This is a genomic window from Streptomyces coeruleofuscus (assembly GCF_039532725.1).
Taxonomy (GTDB): domain Bacteria; phylum Actinomycetota; class Actinomycetes; order Streptomycetales; family Streptomycetaceae; genus Streptomyces; species Streptomyces coeruleofuscus.
Window position 1 is genome coordinate 182,573 of record NZ_BAAASE010000009.1, and the last position, 25,919, is coordinate 208,491.

Genomic DNA, 25,919 nt, shown 5'->3' on the forward strand with positions numbered 1-25,919 from the left:
CGGCACAGGTCCGCCGGCGTTCAGCGGCGCAGGTCCGCCTCGTTCGCCGCCGCGATGACGCGGTCGTGTTCGGTGCGGGTGAACAGGTTCTCGGACAGCCAGCGGCCCGCGAGCGTGCGTACGGCGCGTACGAAGTGCGCGGAGGCCGGGAAGGGGGCCTGCTGCCACAGGACGTCGAGGAAGGTCCGGCCGTCGGCGCGGGCGTGGTTCGGCACGCCCGAGTCGGACCCGCCGAACACGATCGCGGGTTCGGAGCGTCTGAAGTAGGCGTGGTAGGGGGCGTCGTCGCCGATGTGGAAGGGCGCGAGGGTCAGGTCGTGCGTGGTGAAGTGCAGGGGGCGGTTCGTGGGCCTGATCGCGTCGGCCAGGTCGCCGCGGAGGGTGAAGTCCTTGAAGAACGAGAAGGTGCGGAACTGCTGTTCCGGGCTCTGGGCCGTCAGGAGGAGCGGGCCGTAGAAAAGTGACTGGACGGTCGGATCGTCCAGGGCGCGTTCGATGCGCAGGCGGTAGGGCGTCGAGATGCGGACGCGGTCCCCCCGGCGCCAGTTCCTGTTCAGGGTGAGGTAGGTGCCGGGCTCGGCTTCGGCCCGGTGCGGGGCTCCGTTGACGGTGACCGTGACGCCTGCCGTGGCCCAGGACGGGACGCGGAGTTTCAGGGCGAGCGGGCCTCCCCCCTCGCGGAAGGTCAGGGTGCGTACACCCTCCGCCGGGTAGTCGCTCGTCTGCTCGATGACCAGGCCGCGTTCCGGCCAGCGCAGGGTGGAGGCCAGGTAGAGGTTGACGTACAGGGCGCTGCCGTCGGCGGAGCGGAAGTAGACCGAGTCCTGGTACTTGGTGTGGTTCTCCATGCCGGTGCCGCCGCAGCAGGTGCCGGTGTTGCCGTACTGGCGTCGTACGCCCGGGCCCATGCCGACGAAGTAGGTGACCTCGGGGCTGTCGGTGCCGGGGGCGTCCCGGCGCGAGGCGAGGATGTGATTGGTCAGGCCCCGCTCGTAGTAGTCCATGTAGGCGGGATCGGGGTCGTGGAAGAAGAGCTGCCGGCTCAGCTTGAGCATGTTGTACGTCGCGCAGGTCTCGGCGTTCTTGTCGTCCAGGGTGGCCGCGATGGCGCCGCGGGCGCGGAACATCTCGCCCTGCCCGGTGCCGCCCAGGGCGTACGTGCGGGGGCCCGCGACCATGCCCCAGAAGTTGCGGGCCGCGGCGGCGTAGCTCTCCTCGCCCGTGTGGTCGAACAGGCGGAGGTAGCCGGTGAACTGAGGGATGTGCTGGTTGGCGTGTCTGCCCTCCAGGATGTCGCGGTTCTCCGCGCAGGCGGTCAGCAGCGCGGTGTTGTCGAAGCAGCGGGCGGCGGCGAGGTGTTCCGCCCGGCCGGTGAGGGCGTACAGGTCCGTCATGACCTCGTTCATGCCGCCGTACTCACCGGCGATGTAGATCGACCACATGCGCTCCAGTTGGGTCTTGGGGAGGTGGCCCAGCCGGCTGTGCACCCAGTCGCCCATCTTCGCGGCGATGGTCAGCGCCTGTCGGTTGCCGGCCAGGGTGTGGGCGTCCAGGAGCCCGCGCATGATCTTGTGGCAGGTGTAGTACGGCGCCCAGATGGTGGGGTACGTCGTGTAGCTCTCCAGCAAGATGAACTGGGTTTCCGGGTAGGCCGCCAGATAGCCGGGATGACTGGGCTTCGGGCTGCCGTGTTCGGCGAGGGCCTGCTGGCATTCGCCGAGGGCGGTGACCAGGTGGTCGAGCTTGGACTTGAGGGCGGCCTCGCGTGTGTCGGCGTATGCCTGGGCGACGAGGGTGAGGAAGTGGCCGCCGTAGTGGCCGCGCAGGTTGCCGTCGGCCGTTTCCCAGCCGCCCGGCGGGCGCGCGCCCCGGGTGTCGAGTCCGGCGTTGGCGCGGAAGACCGCCAGGATGCGGTCGGCCGGGTACGTGCGGGCGTAGTCGAGCATCAGGTCGCGCTTGGTGCGGAAGACGCCTCCGCCGAGGCTGACCTCGTGCAGGGCGAAGGGCCGCACCGGCCAGGCGGGCTGGGCGGGCAGCGCTCCCCCGGCCTTCGCCGTGGAGGTCGCCGGGGCGGCGTGGGCGGCTTCGGCCAGGGGCCCGGAGGCCAGGAGCGGGGTGGCCGCGGCACCGGCGGTCAGGCTCAGCACGCGGCGCCGGGTGGGTGGCTGGGACATGGCGCACTCCGATCGTCATGGATGGTCAGCGGATGGAGAGGGCCCCTCCAGGGCGAGGGTCATCCGGGGGCGTCACGGTGACCGTGGCCGTGGCGCGTTGCGAGGTGCCCGGCACGGTTCCCCCGACCTCGAAGGTTCCGGGACCGGCGTACTGGTCCGGGTCCACCGGGTCCCAGGTCACCTGTGTGCGGCTGTCCTTGGAGCCGTCGTTGTACGTGGCGACCACCGTGGCGGGGAGCGTGGGGGGCCTGCCCGGGCGGGTGGTGACGCGTTCCCCGGCGATGCTGGTGATCTCCACCGCACCGTTGAGCCGGACCCATACGGTGGCGGTGACCGGCCGCGCGGTGCGGTCGGCGAGGCCGGTCACCGTCACGCTGGTGCCGCCCTCGGCGACCTGGTCCTCGGTCAGGGCCGGCCAGGCCACCGGGGAGCGCGCCGTGGAGCCGTCGGCGTACACCAGCGTCACCTGCTCGGGCAGGTCGGGGACGGTGCCGCGGAGGGTGGGGATGTGGGTCTCGCGCACCGACTCCGGTGTCTCGGCGTAGACCTTCCACTCCTGTACGCCGAGGGCGAGGTTCGGGTGTCCGGTGAGCTTCGCCCGCAGGGCGGTGGTGGTGACCGGGGTGAAGGTGGTCCGGTTGTAGCGGTCCTCGGCGGTGCCGTAGCCGCTGGGGCCGGGGACCTCGCGCCAGGTGTCGCCGTCGCGGTACTCGATGACCCAGGACTCGGGCACGCCCACGCCGTCGGCCGCGCCGGGCTGCGCGTCGCGGAAGAAGTACAGGTCGGAGCCGGCCACGCGGACGGGGTCGTCCCACGTGTACTGGACCCACTGGGTGCCCTTCTGCGGCCAGCTCCCCCAGCGCGGGGCGTCCGAGGACGAAGCGGGTTCGCGGCCGTCGTTGACCGCGGTCACCGACTCCCAGCCGGAGGTGTGGGACGCGGTGGGGGTCGCGGACGGTGCCAGGTTCACCTGGCCGTCCCCCAGCTCCCCGACCTTCACCACGACCCGCTTCGACGACGTCGACCGGCCGTCGTCGGCGGTGAGTTCCAGGGCATAGGTGCCCGCCTCGGTGAACCGGGCGACGGTCGTGGCGGCGCGCGGGTCGTCGAAGATGACGGTGCCGCCGTCCGGGCCGTCGGCCGCCTTCCAGGAGGCGGACAGGGTGCCCTGCGGCAGCCCGTCGTCCTCGACGACGCCCGTCAGCCTGACCTGGCCCGGACGCGTGTACGTCCTGTCCCGCCAGGCCTCGACGTAGGGCGGCCGGTTGCGGGCCGCCGGCGGGCGCGCGCCGGTGTCGTGGGCCTGGATCTCCTTCAGGCCGCTGGTGTGGCCGTCGCGATGGCGCAGCAGCACCCGCAGCTTGGCCGTGGTCACCTCCTTGAAGCGCACCTGGTTGAGGTTGGCCCGCGGGTAGGGCGGTGACTTGGCGGGGCCGGCCACGGCCTGCCACTCGCCGTTCCCGTCCTGGTACTGCACGGTGTAGAGGGCGGGTTCGGCGTATCCGCCGGGCCGTTTGTCGCTGTAGAAGTGGAGCCGGACGTCGTCGACCGTGCGTCGGCGGCCGAAGTCGAGCTCGTACCAGTCCTCGGTGTTGCCCGAGCCGCGGGCGCCCCAGTAGGGCTCGTTGACGGTGAAGCCGTCGACGGCACCGGCCACGCCGTGGCCGTCGGCCTCGTGGGAGGCGCGGGCGGTGGCGCCGGCGGCGAGGTTGTCCCCGGCCCTGCCGGTGAGGTCCCGGCCGGCCTTGGCGAACAGGTCGGTGACGCGGTCCTTCGGACCGTAGGCGACGTCCTGCGGGCTCGCGACCGCCGTACGCAGGCCGGTGGTCTTCGCCTTGGCCCCTCCCCCGTCGGGGAAGCTGACCTTGCGGGTGGCGGGGTCGTAGACGAGGTGGGCGAGGCGGTCGGCGGTGAGGGCGAGCTTCCCGTCGAGGTAGACGGAGTACCCCTCGGGGACCTGGCGGCCGTACGGCCGTTTCCCGTCGCCCGGTTCGTCCCACACGACGGCGACGTCCGTGCCGCGGTAGTTGATGTCGGTGACCGCGAAGTGCGGCCAGTCGATGTCGATCGGCGACAGCTCGATCTTCCGGTCGGTGCGCGGCCGGAAGCCCATCGCGTCCTCGATCACCGTCCAGTTGGTGGTGCCGAGGATGGTGTGGTGGATCCAGGAGCGGTAGCCGATCTTCTGCGGGTCGGCGGTGCCGTCGGCCCAGAACTCGTTCTGGTCGGGCCAGCGGTTGTCGCCGCCGATGTAGTGGGCCCAGGCGTTCCAGGACAGCAGTTTCTTGTACCAGGTGCTGTCGACGTACTTGTTCGGGTACTTCCGTAGCACCGAGGACAGGAAGCGGAAGGTGACGGTGGAGTTGATGACGGAGAAGTTGTTGCTCCCCGGGTGCCCCTGTTCCGCCGCCTCGGCCTTGTCCGCCTGGTTGGCGGTGAAGAACGGGAAGACGGGGTACTGCTTCGCGTCCGCCCACAGGCGCAGCGCTTCGAGGTACTGCGGGTCCTCGTCCGGGGTGGGCATCAGGCCCACGCTGTACGGGTAGTAGTTGTTGATCTCCTTCCAGGGCACCAGGCTGTCGCTGTCGACATGCCGGTGCTTGAGCAGCTTGTCCTTGGGGTCCCAGAGGTGTTCGAGGACGGCTTTCCGCACGCGGTTCGCCGTCGCGCGCATCTCGTCGGCCTTCGCGCTCTCGCCGAGCAGGTCGTAGGCGCGGGCCGCCGCTGTCGCGTTGCTGTAGACGTACGCGGATTCGGCGCGGTCCAGGTTCCCGGGTTTCCAGTCGAACGACACGGCGTCGGCGTCGTTGCCGGTCATGGCGCCCCAGTCGTACTCGATCAGGCCGTTGCCGTCCTCGTCGTAGTTCTCCAACTGGCCGCGGACGTCCTTCTCCGCGTAGCGGGCGAGGTTGCGCACGATGCCGTCGGGGCCGCCGTGCACCTGGTAGGAGCGCCAGGCCGCCTCGGAGATGTACTGGGTGTAGCTGTTGGACCAGTTCTCCGGGTCGCCGGGGTTGTCGGTGTACTTGCCGTTCTTCGAGACCTCTCCGGCGGACACCCACGGGCCGTAGGAGTAGGCCGGGTCGCGCAGGTACTTGAGGTCGTCGACGAACATGCCGACCGTGAGTGCGATCGCGTTGTTGTAGCCGAGCACGCCCTCCATGGAGGTCGGGAACTGGTAGTCGTTGCCCGGGATGTCGGCGTCGAGGTAGTTGTAACGCAGCAGCCACCAGCGGTAGTACAGCGTCTTCTCGATGTTGTCGTCGGGGATGTCGAGGTACGGCAGGTTCTCGGCCCACCAGCGGTTGTACGTCTGCACGTGCCGGCGGAAGGCCGTGGCCGGGGAGGCGGTGCGCACGGAGTCGTACGCGGGCCGGGAGTCGTTGATCTCCTCGGTGACGAAGCCCAGTTGCACCTTGGTGGTGAGAGTGCGGCCCGCGGGCAGGGTGAGCGCGCGCGTCAGGGACTCGTCCTCGGGGGCGAAGCCGTCACCGCTGAGGCGGGGGAAGACGGTCGTGAGGTTGTTCTTCGCGGGCACCGCGCCGGTGAGCTCCCGTCCCTCGGCGGTCGTCGCGTACGGGGACGTGGCGCGCAGCCGGACCTCGCGGCTCTCGGCCCCTGTGTTGGTGAGGGCCAGGTTGGTGACGGCGACGTTGGCCTCGGTGATGAATTTGGTCTGGGTCACCTTCAGGCCGGTCGCCTCGTGCGTGAACTCGCTCCTCCAGTAGCTGGGCGTCTGTGTACGGGTGCCGGTGTCCTCCCGGAGGGTGAGATTCTCTCCGTCGGCGTTCAGGGTGAGCGTGTACGCGGAGCGGTTGTCGATGCTCTCCCAGTAGGCGACCTTGCCGGCGAAGCCCAGCCTCGCGGGCTCGTGTTCCTTCATGAACACGGCGCGTCCCCGGGTGAACAGCCAGTCGCCTGCCGGGTCCTGGCCCTTGCGGGCCAGCATCCGGTCCATCCAGAAGTCGGTGCCGTCCCCCGCCTTCCGGTCGGCCTCGTACTGGGCGCGCAGGGTGCGGTGGACGGTGAAGCCGGCCGGGAGGGCGGGGACGGGGTCGTCCGTTCCGGAGTAGACCGGGTAACCGATCGCCGAGTTGTCCGCCGCGGCCGGGGTGGTCGCGGCGAGCGGGGCGAGCAGGCCCAGGGCCAGCGCTGCGGCCAGGGCGCCGCGGCGGTGTCGTCTTCGCGGTGCGGGCACGACTACCTCCGGGTGGGCGTCGTCGGGGGCGGGGGCGGGGTCGGGGACTGGGTGGTCGGCAGCCACACGCGCATGGTCGAGGGGCCGCGGTTCGCCCAGGAGTGGTACGGGACGAGCGTGATCCCGGTGCGGTCGGCCGTCGGTGCGGTGGCCCGGTCGAGCGGGCGGTACGGCCATGGGGTGTCGTGCGGGTCGGCGGGTGCGGCGAGTTCGCCGGGGGCGACGACCGTGCCGTCCGGGCCGTCCTCCGGTTCGGCGGACGGATCCACGCGGAGCGCGTCGACGTCGTGTCCGTCGGGCAGGTCGGTGGACTCGGCGCAGTAGACGAGGGGGCCGCGCTGGACGGCCAGGGTGCCTCGGGTCGCGTCGATGCGGGGGTCGGACCCGATCCAGCGCGGTGTGACGGGCAGTTCGAGGCGTATCTCGTCGCCGGGCCGGAAGATCCGGGTGAGCCGCGCCGTGCCCGGGGCGACCGTACGGCGTCGCCCGTCCGGGTCGACCAGCCAGGCGGTCGCGCCCGCCGCCCACGCGGGGACGCGCAGGGACAGGGTCCAGGGGCGGACCGGGGAACGGCTGATCCGTACGGCGACGGTCCCGCCGGACGGGTAGTCGGTGCGGACCCGCAGCGCCACGCCCTGCCCGTCGGCGAAGGACGTGGCGAGCTCCGCGTCGGCGTACTGGTGCAGCTGAACGCCGCTGTCGTCCGTGGTCGCCAGGTACGCGGGCAGTTGGGCCAGGATGCGCGCCACGTTGGTCGGGCAGCACGACACGGCGAACCAGGGGGCACGCAGGCCCGAGTCGGCGCGCGGGCTGACGCGGTCCGCCGGAGGCATGGTGCCGCGGTGGCGGCGGTGCAGGGTGTTGGCGTAGAAGAAGGCCCGGCCGTCCTCGGACGGGGACGTCGCGATCACGTTGAACAGGGTCCGCTCGGCCAGGTCGGCGAAGCGCGGTTCGCCGGTGGCGAGCAGCAGCCGCCAGGCGAGCAGCACGGAGGCGACACCGGCGCAGGTCTCCGAGTAGGCACGGTCCGGTGGCAGGACGAAGTCGTCGCCGAAGGACTCGTCGCGGTGGTGCGAGCCCATCCCGCCGGTCAGATAGGTCCGCCGGGCGACCGTGGCCTCCCACTGCCGTACGACGGCGGCGAGCAGGGCGTCGTCGCCGGTCTCCACGGCCACGTCGACGGCGCCGGCCGCGAGGTAGAGGGCCCGGACGGCGTGGCCCCGCAGTACTTCGGCCCGGCGGACGGGCAGGTCGTCCTGGAAGTAGGCGCGGCCGAACTCGATGTCGGCCAGTGTGCCGTGGCCGCGCCGGTCGACGAACAGCGCGGCCTGGTCGAGATAGCGCTGCTCCCCTGTCAGCCGGGCGAGTTCCACGAGGGCCGTCTCGATCTCCGGGTGTCCGCAGATGCCCGGGTTGCCTCCCGGGCCGAAGGAGGCGCAGACGTGGTCGGCGGCCCGGCGGGCGATCTTCACCAGCTCGCCCTCGCCCCGGGCGCGGGCCTGGGCGACTCCCGCCTGGATGAGGTGGCCATGACAGTAGAGTTCGTGTCCCCATTCGAGGTCGCTGTAGCGGGACTGCTGACCGGGGCGGCCGAAGGCGGTGTTCAGATAGCCGTCCGGGGCCTGGGCGGGGGCGATCACGTCGGTGAGTGCGGTGATCTCCGCATCGTGGGAACCGCCCTCCCACGCCATGGCTTCGAGCAGCTTGTACGTCTCGGAGTCGGCGAACTCCCGGCCGCGCCGGTCCCGTTGGATCCGGCCCTCGGCGGCGGCCCGGAAGTTGCCGGTCCAGCCCTCGCGTTCCATCCAGTCGCGGCAGTGTCCGAGCGTCGCGGTCGCGTTGGTGTGGCGGCGCCGGGCCCAGAAGCCCCCGGTGATCCTCACCTCGTCGAGGCCGAGCGGGCGCAGTCGGCCGCGGGTCGGCGCCACCGGCAGGACGGGCGAGTGTGCCGTGTTCCCCTTCACCGGTTCATGCCTTCGGTACGTCCCTTCGGTCATGGTCGGATTCCCTGCGCCTCAGCCCTTGAGCGCGCCGGACATGAAGCCCCTGATGTAGTGCCGTTGCAGAAGCAGGAACAGCAGCAGGCAGGGCACGGCGAGGACCACCACGCCCGCCTCGGTCGCGCCGTAGTCGACGGCTCCCATGCTCTGCTGCCGCAGGTTGGCGACGGCCAGGGGCAGGGGTGCCTTCTCGCTGTCGGAGATGAGGATCAGCGGTGCGATGAAGTCGTTCCAGGCCGCGAGGAACGCGAAGAGCCCCACGGTGATCAGCCCCGGCCGCACCGCCGGGAGCAGGACCCGGCGCAGCGCGCCCGCCGTGCCGCAGCCGTCGACGAGTGCCGACTCCTCCAGCTCGCGCGGTACGGCCTCGAAGGAGATCCGCATCATGAAGGTGGCGAACGGCAGCTGGAACATCGCGAGGACCAGGCTCAGCCCGATCAGCGAGTTCTCCAGGTGCAGCCGGCCCAGCAGGACGTACAGGGGGATGAGGAGCGTCGCGTACGGGACCATGAGGATGGCCAGGGTGAGCAGGAACAGCAGGTTCTTGCCGGGGAAGTCGAAGCGGGCGAAGGCGTAGCCGCCGAGCAGGGACACGCCGAGGGTCAGGGCGACGGTCAGCGCCGACACGATGGTGCTGTTGAGGAGGTACCGCCACAGGCCCGCGTCGTAGTCGAGCAGGGTCCGGTAGTTGCCGAGGCCGTAGCCGGACTGCTGGGCGGTGCCGGGCTGGCCGCTGACCGACGCCCAGGCGTTCCACAGCAGGGGGAAGAGGAAGATGACGGCGAGGCTCGCGGCGACGACGTAGTGGGGCGTGCGGCCGAGGGCGCGGGTGAGCACCGTGGTGTCCCTTCTGCGTGCGGCGGGGTTCATGAGTCGTCGGCGTTGCGCAGGCCGCGGAACTGGAGGGCGTTCAGCAGGAGCAGCACGGCCAGGACGACGATCGACAGGGCGGCCGCGGTGCCGAGGTTCAGCCGCTGGAAGGCCTCCCGGTAGATCAACTGGACGACGGTGACGGTGCTGTTGTCCGGTCCGCCCTTGGTGAGGATGAAGAACTGGTCGAAGGCGAGCAGGGACCCGGTCACGCACAGCAGCAGGCACAGGGCGAGGGAGGGCCGCAGCAGCGGCAGGGTGATGGAGCGGAAGATCTGGCCGCGGCTCGCGCCGTCCATCCGGGCCGCCTCGTACACCTCGTGCGGGATGCGCTGGAGGCCGACGAGCAGGATCAGCATGTAGAAGCCGGCGAACTTCCAGACGATGAGGAAGACCGTCGACAGCAGGGCCGAGTTCGGGGTGCCGAGGAAGGACACCGGGTCGTCGACCAGGCCGAGCTTCTCCAGCAGGCGGCTGAGAGGGCCGGTGGTGGGGCTGTACAGGCCCCAGAACAGCAGGGAGGCGGAGGCCAGCCCGAGGGCGCTGGGCAGGAAGTAGACCGTGCGGAAGAAGCCGGCTCCGGGGCGGGATTCCTGCACGAGCAGGGCGAGGCCCAGCGCCAGGGCGAGGAGTGCGGCCGTGACGATGACGGTGTAGAGGAGGGTGAAGCGGATCGCGGGCCAGAACAGGGTGCTGCCGGTGATGTCGGTGTAGTTCTCGGGCGCGTTGACGCCGCGGTCTCCCGCCAGCAGCGGCCAGTCGCTGAGCGACATCTGCCCCACCAGCAGCAGCGGCAGCAGGAAGAAGACCGCGACGAAGACGGCCGTGGGGGCCGCGTAGGCCAGGCCCTTGGCCCTGCGGGACCGCCACCAGGGCGGTGCGGCCGCCGGAGCCGGGCGTCGGGCTGGTACTCGGGGTTCGGCGGCCGTTCGGTCGGGCGCCTTGACCTGCATGGCTCTCCTCTGCCGGACGACGTGGGAGGGGCGGGGCCGGTCGCTCAGTCCGCGAGTGAGGCGGTGACCGCCTCGTTGTCCTTCGCGACGGACGTCCCGTCGCCGAAGACCGCGTTGCGCATCAGGGTCAGCCAGGGCCCGTTGGGGTCGTTGAAGGTCTGGCCGAACTTCAGGGCGTACGGGGTGCGGCCGTGGGCGACGAGTTCGTTGATGGTGACCAGCCTCGGGTCCGCCTTCGAGTGCTTGTTGGACGCCAGGTCTGTACGGGCCACCACGTCCTTGTGCGCGGCGACCACGTCGACCTGGGCCTTGTCGCCCAGGGACCAGGCGAGGAAGTTCCAGGCCTGGTCGGCCGATTCGCTGGTGGCGGAGATGCCGATGGCGTCGCCGCCGACGAACGTGGACTTGCCGCCGTCGGGTCCGGGGATGGGTGCGACACCGAGGTCCAGGTCCTCGGGCATGAGGCCGAGCGTGGTGGACGGCATGGGCATCACGCCGACCTTGCCCTTGGGGAAGACGCCGGTCCAGGTCGTGCCCGTCTCGTCGCGAGCGCCGGGGGCGACGATGTCGTCGCGCACCCAGCCGCGGTAGGTGTCGTAGACCTTCTTGGCGGTGCCGGAGGCGAGGTCCGCCTCGGTGCCCTCCTCGTTCAGGACGTCCTCGTCGGCCGCCCAGACGGACGGCCACCAGGTGAAGACGCCGCAGCCGCCGCAGTTGCCGCCGAAGAAGGTGCCGTCGACGCCACCGCCCAGGGCGTCCACGGCCCGGGCCTGCCGGTCCCACTCGCGCAGGGTGGTGGGCGGCTTCTCGGGATCGAGCTTCGCCTTCCGGTAGAGGTCCTTGTTGTAGAAGAGCACCGACAGGTCGAGGGTGTGCGGGACCACGTACTTCTTGTCCTCGTACGTGCCGGCCTTGATGTGCGACTGGGCGAGGTGCTCGGCGAAGGGCAGGGCGTCGACGCGTTCGGTGAGGTCGGCGAAGAGGCCGCTGGAGGTGTAGTTGGGCACGAACACGACGTCGGAGGCGAACAGGTCGGGCAGGTCCTTGGATCCGGCTGCCGCGCCGACCTTGGCCTGGTAGTCGTCGGTGGGGACGACGGTCAGCTCGATCTTGTTCTTGTGGCTCGCGTTGTACGCCTCGACCAGGGCCTCGCTCTGCGGCCGGGTCGCCGCACGCGTCCACATCGTCAGCTTCGTGCCGTCGTCGACACCCTTGGCATCCGCCGCTCCCCCTCCTCCCCCGCCGCCCGGGCCGCCGTCCCCCGACCCGCAGGCCGTCACCAGGCTCGCGGCGGCGAGCAGCGCGGTGATGCCGGTGACAAGGCGGCGCAGGTGTCCACGTGGTCCTGCCGTGCTCCCCATGGTCGATCCCCCTCGTGTCGCGGCGGACCGTGCGCGGGCCTGCCGGTCGGGACGATGGCTGTGGTGGCACTGAACTTGACGACGAAAGAAACAGAAAAGGCTTTCTGAGACGCTAGGACCCGACTCACCACCCGTCAATCCCCTTGTAACAGAAGGCGCTTGGCCAATCACCGAAACCGCTGAGAGCCTCTCGACCGAAAACCTTCGCGTAGTGTGTGACGCGAGACGAGACAGGAGAACCCTCATGGCAGAGGCCACCCGCCCCGCTCGTTCGCAGCCCGCCACGCTCAGCGATGTCGCCCGGCTGGCGGGCGTGTCGATCGCCACGGCGTCCAAGGCTCTCAACGGCCGCAGCCAGGTACGGGCGGAGACCAGGGAACGGGTCATCGAGGCGGCCGAGCGGCTGGCGTTCCGGCCCAACCAGGTGGCCCGGGGCCTGCTGGCCGGGCGGACGGGCACGGTGGGGCTGCTCACCAGCGACCTGGAGGGCCGGTTCGGGATCCCGATACTGATGGGCGCCGAGGACGCCTTCGGAGCGGGCGAGGTCGCGGTGTTCCTGTGTGACGCCCGGGGGGACGCGATCCGCGAGCAGCACCATGTCCGCGCGTTGCTGGGCCGCCGGGTCGACGGCCTCATCGTGGTCGGCAGCCGGACCGATCCGCGTCCGTCCCTCGGGCGCGAGCTGCCCGTCCCCGTCGTCTACGCGTACGCGCCGTCGGAGGATCCGGAGGACCTGTCCATCGTCCCGGACAGCGTCGGCGCGGGCCGCATCGCCGTGGAGCATCTGCTGGCCTGCGGCCGTACCCGCATCGCGCACATCACCGGCGACCCCGGCTACGGCGCGGCGCGGGAGCGGGCCGAGGGCGCCCGGGCCGCGCTCGCCGACGCCGGTCTGACGCTGGTCGGCGAGCCGCGGTTCGGGGCGTGGTCGGAGGGCTGGGGCCGGGCGGCCACCGCGATGCTGCTCGACCGGCACCCGGACGTGGACGCGGTGCTGTGCGGCAGCGACCAGATCGCCCGGGGCGTCATGGACGTCCTGCGCGAGCGCTGCCACCGGGTGCCCGAGGACGTGGCGGTGATGGGCTTCGACAACTGGCGGGTCCTGACGTCGGCGTCCCGGCCGCCGCTGACCAGCGTCGACATGAACCTCGAACAGGTCGGCCGCGCGGCGGCGCACGCCCTGTTCACGGCGATCGCCGGCACGCGGCGGTCGGGGGTCGAGACCCTGCCCTGCCGGGTGGTGATCAGGGGGTCGACGGTGCCGCTGTCGTGAGCCGGCAGCCGGTCACGGCGCGAGGCGGTCGAGCGCGGCCAGCACCGGTGCCACGCCGTCCTCCCGGGCCAGTCGGCGTGCCAGGGCCTGGGCGCGGTGGCGGTATGCGGGGTCGCTCGTGGCGTGGCGCAGGGCGGGGGCGAGGGCTTCGGCGGTGAGGCGGCGCAGCGGGACGGCGCGGGGCGCGGTGCCCAGCGCGACGAGACGGGACGCCCAGAAGCCGCCGTCGAACTGCACGGGCACCGGCACGGTGGGGACTCCCGCGCGCAGTACGGCGGCGGTGGTGCCGGCCCCGGCGTGGTGGACCACGGCGGCCATCCGGGGAAACAGCGACGCGTGCGGCACGTCGCCGACCGTGATCACATCGTCGGCGTCGGCGGCGAGGCCCGCCCACCCCTGCTGGATCACACCGCGCAGTCCCGCCGCACGCAGGGCGCGCACGATCTCGCCGCTGAGGTGTTCCGGGTCCGGCACGGTGGCGCTGCCCAGTCCGACGAAGACCGGGGCGGGCCCGGCGGCGAGGAACTCCTCCAGTTCCCCGGGCAGCGTGCGGGTGTCGTACGGCCACCAGTACCCGGCGATCTCCAGTCCGGGCCGCCAGTCCCGGGGGCGGGGCACCACCAGCTCGCTGAATCCGTGCAGCACGGGCCACCGCGCCCGCTCATGGGTACGGCGGAGCACGGACGCGCCAGGCAGGGCCATCCCGTGCCGGGTGCGCAGCCGGCGCATGGCCTGGGTGAAGACCCGGTCGACGGCGGCGGTGACGGCCACTCCGCCCAGGCGGTTGCCCACGGTGCCGAGCGGGCGTCCGCCGAGCATGGGTGCGCCGAACTCGCGTGTCGGATGCTGGGGTTGGAGGAACAGTCCCAGGCTGGGCAGAGCCAGGCCCGCGGCGATGGCGCGGCCCAGCGGAGCCACGGCACCGGCGGCCAGGACGGCGTCCGCGCCGCGGGCCGCCTGTACCAGGGCGTCGGTCATCTCCTCGGCCGCGGACCGTGCCATCGACACCGCGCGCAGCAGTTTGCCGAGTCCTGTGGTGCTGGCGTGCAGGCTGCGGCCGCTGTCGGAGCGCGACACGGCGTGCGGGTCGACCGGGGTCGGACGGAACCGCACTCCGGAACCGGCGGTCAGCGACTCGAACAGGCCGTGTGTGACGAGCGTGACCTCGTGCCCGCTCCGCACCAGCCCCGCGCCCAGGCCGGTGTAGGGCGCGACGTCGCCGCGCGACCCCGCCGTCATGATCACCACGCGCATGGTCCCAGTGTGGCCCGGCCGGGCGGGCGACACGCGGTGTACGGCGGCCGGTGTCCGGGAATCGCCGGTGCGGGTGATGCCTGGGACGTGGGCGAACGGGCTTCTGTGCGGTTTTCGACTTCCAGCCCATACAGCGCGTCGTCGCTGTCGACCGTCCGGGACTTGTCCTGCTTCGGCAGCGGCTTCTCGGAGACGAGGGCCTTGAGGACGTTCTCGGCGACGGGGCCGGGGGGCTTGGCGCGGCCGTCGGCGACCAGGACCACCACGCTCCCTACGCAGGAGGCCCCACATTGGGAGGGGACTCAGGTGGGCAACGCCGAACAGCTTCGCGCCGGAGCCGTGGAACCATCTGCTCTCCCATCCGGTGTTCACATCGACCGTGGTAACTCACCGCCCCGCGGGGCCGCCCGCCGCCACCGGTGCGGGGAGCGCTCAACAGGCCCTCGAAGTAGCGGCGTTCGCGGTTGCCGTGGGGTTCGTACCGTTCCTCCAGACCATCGCCGCCCAGGCTGCTCAGCGCACGCTCGATGCGGCACGCGCCACGATCCGAGCCCGTTTTCTTCGCGGTGACGGCCAAGTCTCCGGACCGCACCTGGTGATCGAGGAGCAGGACGGGCGCATGGAATTCCGTGTACCGAGCGACATCCCTGACGCGGCACTGGAAGCGCTCGTCGCGCTCGGCGAGCACGGCCTTGAATCGCTGGCCGAGCCCGACCCGCGGGGCCGGGCCGTCACGGTAGCGTGGAACACCGAACGCCAGAGCTGGGAACGGATCGTCCACCGGCGCTGAGCGAAACCGCCAAGGCGGCGTGGTGGATGACCGGTTTGAACTCTGCGAGGGACCGCCACGCCGGTGCAGCTCTACTTCTTCTTCCGGAACGCTCGCCGCAGCACGCCCTCACCGGTGTCGGGTTCCTGCGCTTCGACTTCCACCGCCGCCTCTTCCGTGTGGACCAACTCACCGACAGTCACGCGAAAGCTGACTTTTCTCCGGTCCTTCTGCAGGACAACTATCAGCGCATTCTCATCGATACGGAATACAGACCTCTGGTAGTCAGCATACCGAGTGGAATCCGGATATTTTTTGGCAATCTCGAGAGCCATCTCCCTGGCACGCGCACGCCCCCCATCGACATACTCAACCTCGGAGACGCTGAAAACATCACCTACCCCGTGATATCCGTTCTCCTCCACCAGGACATACCAAGACTCTCCGCTCGGCATGAGACATTCCTTTCTGCCTGGCCGCCCGACCTCTGTGTCGCACTGGCCGCCGTCATCAATCTAAAAGGTAAACTCCGGAGCAGGCCGCTCCCGTGGCGCGACCCTCACGCCGGCCGGGACTGCAGGCCTCAGCGGGCCCTTTTCTAACGCCGCGCACGGCCTCCGTACCGCTGAGCCTCCATGCGCCCCGGCCACAAGGGTGCCGAGGGCGGCCTGCTCAGCGACGGGCAGGTACGGGGCGATGACGTCGACGAGACCGCAGTACCAGCCGATGCCCGCCGGGAAGAATCAGTCGGTGTCCAGTGCTTCGAGCAGACCGGCGGCGGCGTGGCGCAGCCGATGGGAGGCGTCCGTGGTGAGGGCGGTCAGTCGGCTGTGCCCTTCCTCGCTTCCGGGTGGCAGCGTGCCGGTCGCCGCGACCCAGCGTCCGAGACCGAGCACGGCCTCGTAGCGGACCGGCTCGTGCGGGTCGTCCAGGCCGCACAGGAAGCGCCGTACGTCGTCGTGGGTGTGCTCGTCGGTCTCGTCGTCCCCGTCGAGCAGCGACAGGGCGGCGGCCCGGACCTCGCCGGAGGCCGCGCCGTCCGCGAGGCGCCGTACGGCGGGCAGGGCCTGGGTGAGGCCGTCGAGGGCGTTGCGTGCGCCCCAGGTGTGCGGTCCGCCGGCAGCGAGGCGGGCGACCAGGGCCCGGGCCACGGGACGGCGTTCCCACGGGCGAAGCCCGTTCTCGACGAGTTCTCCGAGACCGTCGATCGCGCCGGCGCGCACCCCGTCGTCGGGGTCGTCCAGCAGGGGCAGCAGCAGCCAGACGGCGTCCCATCCTCCGCCGGCCCCGACGGCCGTGGCCGCGGCGGCCCTTGGGCGGGGGTGGACCGTGCGGTCGGCCATGACCGTGCGCAGGTGTGCGGCGGCCGTCGACGGGGCCGCTTCCGCCAAGGCGCGCGCGGCCGGTGCTCCGGCCTCGGGATCGCGCAGCCATCGCACCGCCGGTCCGGTCACCCGCTCATCGCCCAGACCTCCGAGACGGCGCAGCAGGTATGCGGCCACCCCGGGATCCCGCTCGGTCCCCAGCGCCGCGGCCAGCGCGTCCCGCGCCTCGGGCCGTGCCACGTCGAACAACCTCCGGGCCACGGCTTTCCGGACCTCGGCGGAAGGATCGCTCAGTCCCGTGAGCAGGGACTCCAGGAGCTGCTCGGTGCAGCGGTCCGGCAGCAGGTCCAGGGCCCGCACGCGGGCGGCGGCCGGGCCCTCGCGGGCGGTGCGGATCACCTCCGCCCGTACAGCCGCGTCGTCCCTGAAGCGGTGCACCAGACTCCGGGCCCGCCCCCACACGGTGAAGTCCGGGTCACCGAGCAGCCCGACGAGGGAAGTGACGTCCCCGGGTACGCCCAGGGCCTCCAAACCGTCCAGGGCGTTGATCCGCAGGTGGTGGTCCGGGTCGGACAGCAGCCGTGCGAAGGCCTGTGTCACCGCGGGTCCTTGGAGTCCCAGTCGGATGGCGGCGACGGATGCCCTGCGCCGTACGCGGGGGTCCGTGTCCTCCATCAACGGGACCAGCACCTCGCCGCCCGCCTCGGGATCCCCGAGCCGGCCGAGGGCCAGGGCGGCGGCCGCGCGCACGGTGGACGCGGGGTCGCCGGCCGCCTCGGTGAGGACGCGGACGTACCTGGCCCCGCCCGTCCTCCCGAGCCCCTTCACCGCCGCCGCGCGCCGCGCCGGGTCCGGCGCCTCCGACTCGCGCAGGAGGAAAGCGATCTGATGGTCCGCCCCCATGGCCACCTCCGGGAAGGAAGACCTCCGAGCCGGGAGAAGGTTGCCCGGTGACCGCGGCGGGACCGGTCCCGCCGCTGCCCGGTGGCGTCAACTGCCGGACGGTGTGGGCCTGGTGTCCGGGCCGGCTTCCGCCATCCGGCGGTGTCCGGGTGGGCGTCGCCGTCCGCGATCGTGGCGAGCCCGTCGCCGAAGAAGACACGCAGAAGTCGATGATCTTCCCGCCCTTGGCGTAGTGCGCGGCGTCGGTCACCCGGACCTTGCGGGTCAGGGCGGGATCGGTGACGACGTAGGCCGGGGCGGGGCCTGTCCGGATGCGCACCACGGGTCCGTGGTGGAACTCCCTCGCTCGGTGATCAGTGCGTCTCATCCGGTTCGCGGAACAGCGGGTGGGTAGGTGCTCCCCCTCGCATCGCGGAGGTGGAGATGGACATCGGTATAGGCCTTCCCAACACGGTTCCCGGGACCGAGGGTTCGGTTCTCGTGGAGTGGTCCCGGCGGGCCGAGGAGGCGGGGTTCAGCACGCTCGGGACGATCGGGCGGCTGGTCTACCCGGGGTACGAGGAGCTGGTCGCGCTGAGTGCGGCCGCCGCGGTCACCAGCCGGATCCGGCTGACCACGAGTGTGCTGCTGGGGCCGCTGTACACGAACAGCGCGCTGCTGGCGAAGCAGGCGGCCTCGGTCGACCGGCTCTCCGGGGGGCGGTTCGTGCTCGGTGTGGGGCTGGGCGGGCGTGACGACGACTTCGCCGCGAGCGGTCTGCCCACCGAGGGCAGGGGGCGCCGGCTGGAGGAACAGCTGACGGAGATGAAACGCGTCTGGTCGGGCGAGGAGCGGGGGTTCGCCGGTGCGATCGGGCCGGCACCCGTGCGCGAGGGTGGTCCCGAACTCGTCCTGGGCGGGTCGACGCCGGCGAGTTTCCGGCGGGTGGCCCGGCTGGCCGACGGCTGGATCATGGGCGGTGGCACGCCGGAGATGTTCGCGGAGGCGTCGGCCGGCGTCGATGCCGCGTGGAAGGAGGCGGGGCGTACCGGTGCGCCGCGCAAGCTGGCACTGGTGTACTTCGCGCTCGGCCCGGACGCCCGGGCGCACGCGGACGGCTATCTCCAGGACTACTACGGCTTCCTCGGCGACGCCGCCGCGCAGATCGCGGCGAGTGCCGCGGTGAGCGCGGAGATGGTGACGTCCTACGCCGACTCGTTCGCCGCGGCCGGCTGTGACGAGCTCATCTTCGTGCCGGCGGCGTCGGGACTCGAACAGGTGGGGCTGCTCGCCGAGGCGACCGCCTGAACGGCCGGTGCTCGCCACTCACCTCTCGGCGGCACCGCCTTCCGGGAGCGTGATTCCCGCCTGCTCGGCGCGGAGTCCGGAACGGACGAGTTCCAGGAGGCGGCCCGTCCAGTTCCGGCCGCGGCCGCCGTTGTCGCCCCAGAAGCCGGAGTCGGAGTCGTCGTAGACGAGTGTCGCGTCGTGCGTGTCCAGGAGGATCCGGGCGAGGGCCGGGTGCCTGGTGTACTTGGCCCTCAGCAGGGCGGTCATGACGGCGGTCCGGGCCTGTTCCCACCCGTCGCGGCGGGGAGCGCCTGCTGCGATGTCCCGGGCGGCGTACACGGTGTTCGCGTCCCTGATGGCGGCCCGGGCGTCGGGGTCCGTGGTGGACAGGGCCCAGTACGCGTGGGCGACGGAGGGGTAGGTGATGCCGTCGGCCGGGACGGGGGCGGGGAAGTCGTTGCGCAGTGCAGTGGTGCCCGGGTCGTCCGGGACCTTGCGGAAATGGCTCTGGTACAGGTGGATCGCGGGGGCGAACGGTGTCGCGGGCCCGTCTGCCGGGACTCGGGCGGGCCGTTCCGCGATCCACTTCGCCCGCTCCTCGAAGTAGGCGATCGCGTCGTCGTACTCCTCCTGCGTGACCGGTTCGCCGGCCGGGGCGCCGTCCAGCTGCTCGCCGGGTCCGGTCACCAGGACCTGGAGCGGCCAGTCCTTACGGTCCATGTCGCCGAGCGCGTAGTGGCGTTGGGTCTCGGGGATGGCCAGGTAGGCGGCGCGGGCGGCGGTCCGGTTCTCCTCGGTGCGGTCGGCGAGGAACGCGTCGACGGCGGCGAGGCAGCGGTCCGTGGAGTCCGGGCGTCCGTTGAGCTGGTCGATGGTGTCCCGGACCTCGGCCAGCAGCAGCTCGGGCGTGAGCCAGGTGCGCGGCTCGCTGAACCGCCACGCGGCCAGCTCATGGGCGGACACCCTGGCGCCGTCGGGGAGTTCGGTGGCGACCCAGCCGCAGCGCAGCTTCTCCGCGAACTCCTCCAGGGTGACCAGGCCCCAGCAGTCGATCAGCCCGTCCGCGTAGATGAAGAGGTCGGTCAGGAAGTAGTCGCCGTTGCGGATGAAGGCGTGTCGCCAGGTCCCGGGGACGCGTACGCCGTCCGCCGTGCGGTAGGTGATGCGGTTGCCGATCATCCCGGCATTCTGTCGGAACCGCTGGTCGGCGCAACGAGTTTGCCGCCTGCCGACGACGCCCGGACCCCTTGGCGGCGACGCCGGGGCTCTTCGCGGCGACGCCGGGAGCCGGTCCTCCCCCACCGTCCGGAGGAGGGTCCGACTCCCGGCCGACCGGTGGCTCAGGACGACTGGGCGCTCTGGTACAGGTTCTGTGCGTCCGCGCCGAAGTACGGGCCGTACATGGCGTTGGGCAGGAAGTTGTACTTGAAGCTGTTCACCGAGGACTGCAGCCCGGCCCCGGTGGCCTCGTTGAACTGGGTGAACCACGGGCCGCCGCTGGAACCGCCGGTCATGTTGCAGGTCAGGCCGTGGTCGCTGGAGAGCAGGAAGTCGCGGTAGGTGGTGCCGCTGCAGTAGATGAACTTCTCGCCGTCGTAGGGAGCGGCAGCGGGGAAGCCGAAGGCGTACATGGCCTTGCTGTAGCCGGTGTTGAAGGCCAGGCCCTGGCCGCCGACGACGTCGGTCAGCTTCTTGCCGTCCAGCGGGGCGACCACGGCGGCGCCGATGTCGTAGTTGATGTCCTCACTGGCCGTCCACTGCGGCGTGGAGAGGATCTTGGACGCGGTCCAGGTGCCGTACGGGCGCTGCCCGTCGTGGTAGCCGGGCACGAAAACCCAGTTGGTGTGCCAGGCGCCCTCCATCTTCACGCAGTGGCCCGCGGTGATCACGGTGCTCTTGTTGGCGCTGGTGACGGCGTTGCCGGAGCAGGAGGCGGTGCGCCCCTGGAAGGTGAAGAACACCCGTCCGGCGGTCTTGGTCACCGCTCCGCCCCCGGTCCAGGGGCCGCCGCCGTGGGGTATCGCCAGGGGGCCGACGTCGGAGGCGGGCGTGCTGGGTGCCACGACGGTCGCCTTGCCCTTGCGTATGTCCGAGCCCCGCACGTCGGAGCGGTCGACGGACAGGACGTCGAGCGGGGTGGCCGCGCGCATCCGCTGGGGGGTCCAGAAGTCGAGGGCGCGTTCCCGCGCCGAGGGCGCCACCGTTCCCGGGTCCGGCGCGGCGCTCGCCGGTGTGGCGGTGACGCCGGTCGCCAGCAGTGCGGCGACGCCGGCGAGTGCGCCGAGGACGGTGCGACGAACGCGGGTGCCGCTGCCGGAGGAGCGAAGGCTACGAGGTGTGCCTGTCACGCGGTCTCCTTCTGCTGTGGGGGCCGGGTGGTGGGGCATCCACCCGGTCAGGCAGTGGTGTCGCTGCGAACCAGAGGGCAGCGTGCCACCAGGAGACCGATATGGACAGGTGCATGTCACCGAGATGACCGAAACACCACACATTCCCCGCGTCGGGGACACGGACGCGTCAGGAATACGGGCTCGGGGAGAAGGGCGGGGCACAAAAGAACCCGGCCTCCACCGGGTCTGTGGTGGAGGCCGGGGCCGGAAGCGCCGGTGCTCTGGGCGTCAGAGGGGGGTGGGGCCGGTGTCGCCGCCCGGCTGGATGCGTCCGCGCCAGGCGCCGGACTCGCCGCCGCGCTTCTCGATGTACTGCTTGAAGCGCTTCATGTCGCCCTTGATCTGGCGGTCGATCGTGCCGAGCATGTCCCCGGCCTTCTCCACGGCCCCGCTGGGCTCGACGTCCATCACGAGCTCCACCCGGGTGTGGGTGTCGTCCAGGCGCTGGAACCGGACACTGCCCCTCTGATGGGTGTCTCCGCTCGTCGTGCGCCAGGTGACCCGCTCGTCGGGGAGCTGGTCGACGATCTCGGTGTCGAACTCGCGCCGCACTCCGGCGACCTTGGTCGTCCAGTGGTTGTGACGGTCGTCGAGCTGCCTTACCTCCTCGACGCCCTCCATGAAGTTCGGGAACTCCTCGAACTGCGTCCACTGGTTGTAGGCAGTGTGGATAGGGACGTCGACTTCCACGGTTTCCTTGACGGTGCTCATCTTTTCGCCTCCGTTTTCCTGATCGACTGCTGGAGGCCCATCGGCCCACACAGAGGTCCGGGCCCGTGGCGGGACGAGTACCCGGGATCTTGCGGTTGCCACACGGGTTTCGTCGTGCCGTCCGGGAAAGGAAACGGAACCGGCCCGGCCGCGGTCGAACACGGATACGATCCCGGGCGTGCAACTCCCACTCCCCCGCTCGGCCTCCGGCTGGACCATGGCCGTCTTCGGTGTCCTCGCCGCCGCCCTCGGGGCGGTGGGCCTGGCCTCACCGGCCACGCAGTTGTCGCTGCTGGGTCTGGCCGCCCCGGGCGAGCGTGCCGCCGGGGACTTCACGCCCGCGTTCCTGACGGCGTCGTCCATGGCGGCGCTCAACATGGGCGTGTACTACGTGCTGGCGGCGCTGGCCGACTGGCGGGCCTTCTTCCGGTGGACCGTTCCGTTCCGGCTGCTCACCTGCACGGTCTTCACCATCGCGGCGCTCACGGGGAGAGCGCCGGGCGTCTTCGTCGGTGTCGGCCTGTGGGAGGGCGCCGGGGCGGTCGCCACGGGTGCGGCGTTGCTGCGGGAACGGCGCCGCCGGACGGACGGGCCGGCGCCCGCACCGTGACCGGACGGGACGGGACCCGCTCATCGGTCACGGCGCGAGCGGGTCAGGCGGCGGGGGCCGTGGCCCTGGCCGTCTCCGAACGGAAGCCGTGACCGAGCTCGGGGGCCAGGCCGTGGTAGTGGCGGAAGTTGTAGATGAGCGGGCTCCAGACGGCCGGGTCGATGTGGTGGGTTCCGGGTAGGACGACGCGGTCGGCGGCGTGGACGCGCAGGACCTCGCACTCGACGCTGAAGAAGAGGCCCGCTCCCCCGGGTGTCAGCGCGCGTGCCCGGGCCTCCAACTGGAGGGCGCATTCGGCGACGCGCGGCGGCTTCACGAGGTCGGCGGCGGCCGGAGTGAGCCCGGCCGCGGCGAACTTGTCCGGCTCGTAGCGGTACAGCGCCCGCTTGGCCTCCGGCACGGGGTGGGCCCCGGTGAGCGGTGCGAGGCGTTCCACGTGCTCCCACAGCTCCGGCGAGGCGATGTTGATCACGAGCTCCGGGCGCTCGGCGAGGTTGCGCACGGTCCGGCTCTCGCTGCCGATGCCCAGGACGACGTGCTGTCCCAGGGCCCACGCGGAGGAGATCGGGGCGAGATTGCAGGAGCCGTCGTCGTTCTCGGTGGTCAGCAGCACGACGGGCGTGCCGAAGTAGAGGACGCTGGGCTGGATCACACGGTGGGTGTCGGTCGTCATGGCCCAGGACGCTACGGGCGGGACGTTTCGATGCGCGTCGAAGTGTCGGGCGGGGACAATCGGTCGGTGACCAGCCCCGACGTCCATGCCGAAGAACCGGATCTCGCCTCGCTGGCGGCGCTGCTCGCCGATCGCACGCGTGCCGCGATCTGTCTCGCCCTGCTCGACGGCCGGGCCTGGACGGCCTCGGAGGTGGCCCGCCTCGCCGGTGTCGCGCCGTCCACGGCCACGAGCCATCTGAACCGGCTGGTGGCCGGTGGTCTGCTGGCTCAGGAGCGCCGGGGCCGGCACCGCCACGTGCGTCTGGCGGACGCCGGCATAGCGGAGATGATCGAGGCGCTGGCGGCCAGGGCGCCCCGTCGGCCGGTTCCGGTCCGTTCGCTCACCGCTGCCCGCCGGCACCGCGCCGTGGGCTTCGCCCGCGTCTGCTACGACCATCTCGGCGGCTCCCTCGCCGTGGCGATGACCGATGCCATGACCGCTCGTGGGCTGTTGTCCTGGGAGTCCGGCCCGGCCCTCACCGCGTCCGGCGCGGCATGGCTGACGGACCTCGGGATCGCGGACGAGGCGGTGGGGACGGCGGGCCGTCAACATGTGCGTACCTGCCTGGACTGGACGGAGCGGCGCCCGCATCTGGCGGGAGCGGTGGCCGCGGCCGTGTTCCACCGCGCACTGGAGGCGTCCTGGCTCGTGCACGGCGACGGCTCCCGCGTCGTGCGGCTGACGGATCAGGGGCGCGACGCCTTCCGACGGCACCTGGGCCTGGCGGACGAGGTGCTCACGACCGGCTGAGCACCTCCCCGCCCCGGGACGGCCGACCGGCTCAGAACCGGTGCTGCTGCTGCGGGTGCCCGTACGTCTGGCCGCCGTCGCCGCTCGCGCTCTGGGTCTGCAACTGTTCCGCCTGTTCCTTGGTCACCTTCTGTTCCGCGCCGCAGAAGGTGCACTGCGTGAGGTACTTCGTCGAGATCGGGAACAGCGGCACGAAGAACAGCGTGAACTTCGTGACGCGCTTCCTGAGCGTGTGCGCGGCGGGGTTGCCGCACTGACCGCAGACCAGCGTCAGTATCGCCAGCTGGTACAGGTACCCCTTGGTGCCGAAGATGATCACGTGACGGTCCTTCCCGGGTCGGATCTTCCCCCAGTGTCCTGTATCGCGTTCCACCTCGGCCAACCGGTACCCGCGGGAGATGTGCCCTCTTTGGTGGGGTAGAGCCTGGCGGGGCGCGGTCCAGTCGGATGAGAGCGGGCCGGGTGCCTCCCGGGTGCGCCGATACGGTTCCGCGGTGACCTCGCGGCGCATGTCGTCCTGCCCGCCCGCAGCCTGCGGAGCTGAAGCCCGCCCGGCCCGGGCCACCGTGATGTGGCCCGGGCCGTGGCGTGCCGGTGCTCAGCTGGAAAGCGCCGTCAGCACCACGGTCTTGGCCTCCTCCTGCACCTGGCGGAGGTGGTCGGGGCCGCGGAAGGACTCGGCGTAGATCTTGTAGACGTCCTCGGTGCCCGAGGGGCGGGCCGCGAACCAGGCTTTGTCGGTGGTCACCTTGATGCCGCCGATGGGTGCGCCGTTGCCGGGAGCCTCGGTGAGCACCGCGGTGACGGCGTCCCCGGCCAGGGTGTCCGCGCTGACCTGTGCCGGGGAGAGCTTGGCGAGCAGGGCCTTCTCCTCGCGGGACGCCGGGGCGTCGATCCGCGCGTACGCCGGTTCGCCGAAGCGGGCGGTGAGTGCGGCGTAGTGCTCCGACGGGGTCTTCCCGGTGACCGCCGTGATCTCGGAGGCGAGCAGCGCCAGGATGATGCCGTCCTTGTCGGTGGTCCACACGGAGCCGTCCCGGCGCAGGAAGGACGCCCCGGCCGACTCCTCCCCGCCGAAGCCGATGGTGCCGTCGACCAGCCCGTCCACGAACCACTTGAACCCGACGGGCACCTCGGCCAGTTCGCGGCCGAGGTCGGCGGCGACCCGGTCGATCATGGCGGAGGACACCAGGGTCTTGCCGACACCGGCGGCGGCGGGCCAGCGATCGCGGTGGGCGTACAGGTAGGAGATGGCGACGGCGAGGTAGTGGTTGGGGTTCATCAGGCCCGCGTCCGGGGTGACGATGCCGTGCCGGTCGGCGTCGGCGTCGTTGCCGGTGGCTACGTCGAAGCGGTCGCGCTGCTCGATGAGCGAGGCCATCGCGTACGGCGACGAGCAGTCCATCCGGATCTTGCCGTCCCAGTCCAGCGTCATGAACCGCCAGGTCGGGTCCGTGTGCGGGTTGACCACGGTGAGGTCGAGGCCGTGCTGTTCGGCGATCCGGCCCCAGTAGGCGACGGACGCCCCGCCCAGCGGGTCCGCCCCGATGCGCACCCCGGCCGCGCGGATCGCGTCCAGGTCGAGCACGCCGGGCAGGTCGGTGACGTAGGTGCCCAGGAAGTCGTAGCGGCCGGTGGTGGCCGCGGCGAGGGCCCGGGCGTGGGGGATGCGCCGGACGTCCTTCAGGCCGCCGCGGATGATCTCGTTCGCCCGGTCCTGGATCCAGGAGGTCGCGTCGGATGCGGCCGGGCCGCCGCTGGGCGGGTTGTACTTGAACCCCCCGTCGGCGGGCGGGTTGTGGGACGGGGTGACCACGACGCCGTCCGCGAGACCGGTGGTGCGGCCGCGGTTGTGGGTGAGGATGGCGTGCGAGACGGCCGGGGTCGGCGTGTAGCCGTCCGCGTCGTCGATCAGCACCGTCACCTCGTTGGCGGCGAACACCTCCAGCGCGGTGACCCGCGCGGGCTCCGACAGGGCGTGGGTGTCGGCGCCCAGGAACAGCGGGCCGTCGATGCCCTGGGCCGCGCGGTACTCGCAGATGGCCTGGCTGGTCGCGGCGATGTGGTCGTCGTTGAACGCGCCGCCCAGTGAGGTTCCGCGGTGTCCGGAGGTCCCGAACGTGACGCGCTGCCCCGGGTCGTCCAGGTCGGGGTGGAGCGCGTAGTACGCGGTGACCAGCCGGGCGACATCGACGAGATCTTCGGGACCGGCCGGACTGCCCGCTCGCTCGTGCTGCATGGGCCCGCTCCTCCACATGGATGTGATCCTTCGCTTGCGCTCTCATCCTTCCTCGTCACAGCCGTGACACGCGAGAGGGGCACCGCGGTGAGAGTCGGATGTGTGCCAAGCCACGCGGTGGACCGCCGGACCACACCACGCACCACAAGGAGGCG

21 protein-coding genes are annotated in these 25,919 nt (G+C 71.6%); 5 read left to right on the plus strand and 16 right to left on the minus strand.

Annotated features, from left to right (window positions below):
- Positions 1-20: 20 nt before the first annotated feature.
- Genes ABFX81_RS31705 through ABFX81_RS31730 form a run of 6 tightly spaced genes read right to left on the minus strand, consistent with a single transcriptional unit; the run spans position 21 to position 11,556 of the window.
- Positions 21-2,174: a glycoside hydrolase family 127 protein gene (locus ABFX81_RS31705; RefSeq protein ID WP_346139009.1), complete on the minus strand. Its 2,154-nt coding sequence runs from the start codon at positions 2,172-2,174 to the stop codon at positions 21-23.
- Positions 2,175-2,199: 25 nt separating this feature from the next.
- A complete protein-coding gene (locus ABFX81_RS31710; RefSeq protein WP_346139010.1) occupies positions 2,200-6,438 on the minus strand; it encodes an Ig-like domain-containing protein in 4,239 nt (1,412 codons plus the stop codon).
- On the minus strand, positions 6,375-8,369 hold the full coding sequence (locus ABFX81_RS31715; protein WP_346139011.1) for a glycoside hydrolase family 127 protein: 1,995 nt from the start codon (positions 8,367-8,369) through the stop codon (positions 6,375-6,377). The genes ABFX81_RS31710 and ABFX81_RS31715 overlap by 64 nt, the downstream gene beginning before the upstream one ends.
- Positions 8,370-8,387: 18 nt before the next feature.
- Entirely contained in the window at positions 8,388-9,209 is an 822-nt protein-coding gene (locus tag ABFX81_RS31720) for an ABC transporter permease subunit (RefSeq protein ID WP_086855574.1), read from the minus strand.
- Positions 9,210-9,238: 29 nt separating this feature from the next.
- Positions 9,239-10,195, minus strand: a complete 957-nt coding sequence (locus ABFX81_RS31725; RefSeq protein ID WP_086855575.1) for an ABC transporter permease subunit — start codon at positions 10,193-10,195, stop codon at positions 9,239-9,241.
- 44 nt (positions 10,196-10,239) lie between these two features.
- Positions 10,240-11,556 carry an ABC transporter substrate-binding protein gene (locus ABFX81_RS31730; protein ID WP_346139012.1) on the minus strand — a complete coding sequence of 439 codons (1,317 nt, stop codon included), beginning with the start codon at positions 11,554-11,556 and terminating at the stop codon, positions 10,240-10,242.
- A gap of 244 nt (positions 11,557-11,800) precedes the next feature.
- On the opposite strand from ABFX81_RS31730, the gene ABFX81_RS31735 reads away from it, so the two are divergent.
- A complete protein-coding gene (locus ABFX81_RS31735) occupies positions 11,801-12,829 on the plus strand; it encodes a substrate-binding domain-containing protein (RefSeq protein ID WP_086852662.1) in 1,029 nt (342 codons plus the stop codon).
- A gap of 12 nt (positions 12,830-12,841) precedes the next feature.
- Here ABFX81_RS31735 and ABFX81_RS31740 read toward each other — a convergent pair whose 3' ends face one another.
- Positions 12,842-14,083 (minus strand): nucleotide disphospho-sugar-binding domain-containing protein, encoded by a 1,242-nt coding sequence (locus ABFX81_RS31740; protein WP_086852664.1) that lies wholly within the window; start codon positions 14,081-14,083, stop codon positions 12,842-12,844.
- Positions 14,071-14,349, minus strand: coding sequence for a hypothetical protein (locus ABFX81_RS31745; RefSeq protein ID WP_086852666.1), 279 nt, complete (start codon positions 14,347-14,349; stop codon positions 14,071-14,073). Before ABFX81_RS31745 ends, ABFX81_RS31740 begins: the two co-directional genes overlap by 13 nt.
- A 98-nt stretch (positions 14,350-14,447) precedes the next feature.
- On the opposite strand from ABFX81_RS31745, the gene ABFX81_RS31750 reads away from it, so the two are divergent.
- On the plus strand, positions 14,448-14,873 hold the full coding sequence (locus tag ABFX81_RS31750; RefSeq protein WP_086852668.1) for a hypothetical protein: 426 nt from the start codon (positions 14,448-14,450) through the stop codon (positions 14,871-14,873).
- Positions 14,874-14,944: 71 nt separating this feature from the next.
- Here ABFX81_RS31750 and ABFX81_RS31755 read toward each other — a convergent pair whose 3' ends face one another.
- Together ABFX81_RS31755 and ABFX81_RS31760 are read right to left on the minus strand one after the other, a co-directional pair.
- Positions 14,945-15,307, minus strand: a complete 363-nt coding sequence (locus ABFX81_RS31755; protein WP_086852670.1) for a hypothetical protein — start codon at positions 15,305-15,307, stop codon at positions 14,945-14,947.
- Between the two features lie 288 nt (positions 15,308-15,595).
- Positions 15,596-17,080 carry a HEAT repeat domain-containing protein gene (locus ABFX81_RS31760; RefSeq protein WP_086852673.1) on the minus strand — a complete coding sequence of 495 codons (1,485 nt, stop codon included), beginning with the start codon at positions 17,078-17,080 and terminating at the stop codon, positions 15,596-15,598.
- Positions 17,081-17,503: 423 nt separating this feature from the next.
- On the opposite strand from ABFX81_RS31760, the gene ABFX81_RS31765 reads away from it, so the two are divergent.
- Complete coding sequence (locus tag ABFX81_RS31765; protein ID WP_346139013.1) at positions 17,504-18,367, plus strand: LLM class flavin-dependent oxidoreductase; 864 nt, start codon at positions 17,504-17,506, stop codon at positions 18,365-18,367.
- Between the two features lie 18 nt (positions 18,368-18,385).
- On the opposite strand, the gene ABFX81_RS31770 is transcribed toward ABFX81_RS31765, so the two are convergent.
- From ABFX81_RS31770 to ABFX81_RS31780, 3 genes are all read right to left on the minus strand, one after another.
- On the minus strand, positions 18,386-19,528 hold the full coding sequence (locus tag ABFX81_RS31770; RefSeq protein WP_086838938.1) for a DUF7638 domain-containing protein: 1,143 nt from the start codon (positions 19,526-19,528) through the stop codon (positions 18,386-18,388).
- Between the two features lie 161 nt (positions 19,529-19,689).
- On the minus strand, positions 19,690-20,697 hold the full coding sequence (locus ABFX81_RS31775) for a trypsin-like serine peptidase (protein ID WP_086838936.1): 1,008 nt from the start codon (positions 20,695-20,697) through the stop codon (positions 19,690-19,692).
- Positions 20,698-20,967: 270 nt separating this feature from the next.
- Positions 20,968-21,450 carry an SRPBCC family protein gene (locus tag ABFX81_RS31780; RefSeq protein WP_086838934.1) on the minus strand — a complete coding sequence of 161 codons (483 nt, stop codon included), beginning with the start codon at positions 21,448-21,450 and terminating at the stop codon, positions 20,968-20,970.
- 217 nt (positions 21,451-21,667) lie between these two features.
- On the opposite strand from ABFX81_RS31780, the gene ABFX81_RS31785 reads away from it, so the two are divergent.
- A complete protein-coding gene (locus ABFX81_RS31785) occupies positions 21,668-22,060 on the plus strand; it encodes a hypothetical protein (protein ID WP_086838932.1) in 393 nt (130 codons plus the stop codon).
- A 43-nt stretch (positions 22,061-22,103) separates the two neighbouring features.
- On the opposite strand, the gene ABFX81_RS31790 is transcribed toward ABFX81_RS31785, so the two are convergent.
- Entirely contained in the window at positions 22,104-22,733 is a 630-nt protein-coding gene (locus ABFX81_RS31790; protein WP_086838930.1) for a flavin reductase, read from the minus strand.
- A gap of 66 nt (positions 22,734-22,799) precedes the next feature.
- On the opposite strand from ABFX81_RS31790, the gene ABFX81_RS31795 reads away from it, so the two are divergent.
- Positions 22,800-23,525, plus strand: coding sequence for an ArsR/SmtB family transcription factor (locus tag ABFX81_RS31795; protein WP_428837231.1), 726 nt, complete (start codon positions 22,800-22,802; stop codon positions 23,523-23,525).
- A 31-nt stretch (positions 23,526-23,556) separates the two neighbouring features.
- Here the strand turns inward: ABFX81_RS31795 and ABFX81_RS31800 are convergent, their stop codons facing one another.
- Positions 23,557-23,844 carry a zinc-ribbon domain-containing protein gene (locus ABFX81_RS31800; RefSeq protein ID WP_086838926.1) on the minus strand — a complete coding sequence of 96 codons (288 nt, stop codon included), beginning with the start codon at positions 23,842-23,844 and terminating at the stop codon, positions 23,557-23,559.
- A gap of 279 nt (positions 23,845-24,123) precedes the next feature.
- Positions 24,124-25,764, minus strand: coding sequence for a phosphoglucomutase (alpha-D-glucose-1,6-bisphosphate-dependent) (pgm, locus tag ABFX81_RS31805; protein WP_086838924.1), 1,641 nt, complete (start codon positions 25,762-25,764; stop codon positions 24,124-24,126).
- Between the last annotated feature and the right edge of the window lie 155 nt (positions 25,765-25,919).

What these genes read in the sequence shown, in the direction of transcription:
- ABFX81_RS31705 (WP_346139009.1), bottom strand. Translation starts at nt 2,174, where the DNA reads ATGTCCCAGCCACCCACCCGGCGCCGCGTGCTGAGCCTGACCGCCGGT.
- ABFX81_RS31790 (WP_086838930.1), bottom strand. Translation starts at nt 22,733, where the DNA reads ATGACGACCGACACCCACCGTGTGATCCAGCCCAGCGTCCTCTACTTC.
- pgm (WP_086838924.1), bottom strand. Translation starts at nt 25,764, where the DNA reads ATGCAGCACGAGCGAGCGGGCAGTCCGGCCGGTCCCGAAGATCTCGTC.
- ABFX81_RS31735 (WP_086852662.1), top strand. Translation starts at nt 11,801, where the DNA reads ATGGCAGAGGCCACCCGCCCCGCTCGTTCGCAGCCCGCCACGCTCAGC.
- ABFX81_RS31755 (WP_086852670.1), bottom strand. Translation starts at nt 15,307, where the DNA reads ATGCCGAGCGGAGAGTCTTGGTATGTCCTGGTGGAGGAGAACGGATAT.
- ABFX81_RS31725 (WP_086855575.1), bottom strand. Translation starts at nt 10,195, where the DNA reads ATGCAGGTCAAGGCGCCCGACCGAACGGCCGCCGAACCCCGAGTACCA.
- ABFX81_RS31770 (WP_086838938.1), bottom strand. Translation starts at nt 19,528, where the DNA reads ATGATCGGCAACCGCATCACCTACCGCACGGCGGACGGCGTACGCGTC.
- ABFX81_RS31780 (WP_086838934.1), bottom strand. Translation starts at nt 21,450, where the DNA reads ATGAGCACCGTCAAGGAAACCGTGGAAGTCGACGTCCCTATCCACACT.
- ABFX81_RS31730 (WP_346139012.1), bottom strand. Translation starts at nt 11,556, where the DNA reads ATGGGGAGCACGGCAGGACCACGTGGACACCTGCGCCGCCTTGTCACC.
- ABFX81_RS31785 (WP_086838932.1), top strand. Translation starts at nt 21,668, where the DNA reads ATGGCCGTCTTCGGTGTCCTCGCCGCCGCCCTCGGGGCGGTGGGCCTG.
- ABFX81_RS31765 (WP_346139013.1), top strand. Translation starts at nt 17,504, where the DNA reads ATGGACATCGGTATAGGCCTTCCCAACACGGTTCCCGGGACCGAGGGT.
- ABFX81_RS31715 (WP_346139011.1), bottom strand. Translation starts at nt 8,369, where the DNA reads ATGACCGAAGGGACGTACCGAAGGCATGAACCGGTGAAGGGGAACACG.
- ABFX81_RS31740 (WP_086852664.1), bottom strand. Translation starts at nt 14,083, where the DNA reads ATGCGCGTGGTGATCATGACGGCGGGGTCGCGCGGCGACGTCGCGCCC.
- ABFX81_RS31760 (WP_086852673.1), bottom strand. Translation starts at nt 17,080, where the DNA reads ATGGGGGCGGACCATCAGATCGCTTTCCTCCTGCGCGAGTCGGAGGCG.